Annotated in this window: 1 protein-coding gene; it reads right to left on the bottom strand. The window is 31.2% G+C overall.

The genetic code is table 11. The features are described 5' to 3' along the window. Nucleotides 1-179 precede the first annotated feature (179 nt). Nucleotides 180-1328 carry an MFS transporter gene (locus A9G30_RS10645; protein ID WP_081295822.1) on the bottom strand — a complete coding sequence of 383 codons (1149 nt, stop codon included), beginning with the start codon at nt 1326-1328 and terminating at the stop codon, nt 180-182. Nucleotides 1329-1772: the final 444 nt, after the last annotated feature.

Here is a 1772-nt window from a genome sequence, read left to right as displayed (position 1 = left end):
CTAGATTTCAATGTGATAAGCTTACTTAACTTCAATAAAAATAATTTTATATTTAGGATAAATAAAAAAATAAATGCAAAGTTCGTTGAGGGCCTGATTTTAAAAGGATTCTATTTAATCAAATCTACATCTATCATCACATTGTTACTAGAATCCAATTCTAGTTGATTATGCTATTTTTAGATATCTTTACTACCCATAGAAATCAACAGTGGAACGACAATTAAGCAAAGAAATAATAAAAATAAAATTTGATAGTTAGATATATTCAAGACTAGGCTACCGAGATAAGTACCGATCCCACCACCGCCAAAAATGGCAACACCAATAATACCTGATGACAGACCTTTATCGTTTAATGCAAGATCAAGCGCTCGACTTGCAAGAATTGATTGAACTAAAATATATCCCATTCCAAGCAGCATTGTTGCTATATAAGTCAGAATAATATTATGGCATATGAGCAAGAGTAACGACATTATTGAACAAGAGAACCCATACATTAATATTTTCCGATTTGAAAAATCTTTTAATAATAATCTGTTAAGGAACCCTGTCAAAAAGCAGACAATGCCAAATAACATAAGACCAACACCAACATATTTATAATCAACCCCAAGAGCAGTTGAAAAATAAGCACCTATATAAGAATAAGTTCCAAGGACAATAAAGCCATTGCAAAATGCAAGAAAGTAAATTTTACGCAATGTGCTCTTTTTTAATAACGAAAAAATAGCTTTAATAAATGCCGATTTTTGTGTATTGATAAAACCACTGGAAGGCAAAAAAAATATAGAAAGAAATGATAGAAGAGATAATATTGAAAACAATATAAATATATTTCTCCAATTACTAATTTCAATTAACCATCCGCCAACTGCTGAACTTAATCCCTGACCTAAAAATATTAAACCAAGAAAAAGTCCGACCAATTTAGTTAAAATTTCTTTTTTGTATAGCTCACCTAAAATCCCTAATGAAACAGCGATAATCCCTGCTGCAAATAATCCAGTGATAAACCTACATACTGTAAGTAAAATAATAGTGGGAGCTATCGAGCACAATAAGGTAGATAATGATAAAAAAAACATCAGTAATAACAATATATTCTTACGCCCATAACGATCGCTATAGTACCCATAAATCGGTTGAAGTACGCCATATGGGATTAAATATGCGGTCAAAACGATGCTTGCTTGTGAAATTGAAATTGCAAAATCTTCTGACATACTAGGTAAAAGAAGTGAAGCAACCCAATTATCGGCTGCTGAAATAAATCCTGCAAATCCAACTAAAATAAGAACAAAATAATTCTTCATAAAATTCATGATAATGCCCCGGCTATTGAGTAACTTTCCTTATAAAATGGATAGTAAACTATTTCAAGTAAAAGGTATTGATAATTATAATTATCTGAGAATCTTTCTACAATATCCTTGTGTGTTGTTTACCGGCAATCCAATAAGAGTCTCATGATCTTAAATACTATAACTAGCATAACAGTGGCTAGTAACATTGTGTTATCATATTACCGGCACGAATATGACGTTACTATAATTTGAAAAAACTGGATGATTGTTTTATCCTCCAGTTTTTATTAGTTTATGCCAGTAAATTTATAGCCTTAACCAAACTTTCAGCAAAAGTGCGTGCATGGGTAATATCACAAAGGTCATGTTGATATAAAATATCTATATAAATGTTTGAGTTGAATGGTTCAATGTTAATTCTTACACCATGTACGTTATCGGGATTACTACTAGAGCCAAGCC

The sequence above is a fragment of the Gilliamella sp. Fer4-1 genome (assembly GCF_001690515.1).
Lineage (GTDB): Bacteria > Pseudomonadota > Gammaproteobacteria > Enterobacterales > Orbaceae > Gilliamella > Gilliamella apicola_C.
This window is presented reverse-complemented; position numbering and strand designations above follow the sequence as displayed.

What these genes read in the sequence shown, in the direction of transcription:
- A9G30_RS10645 (WP_081295822.1), bottom strand. Translation starts at nt 1,328, where the DNA reads ATGAATTTTATGAAGAATTATTTTGTTCTTATTTTAGTTGGATTTGCA.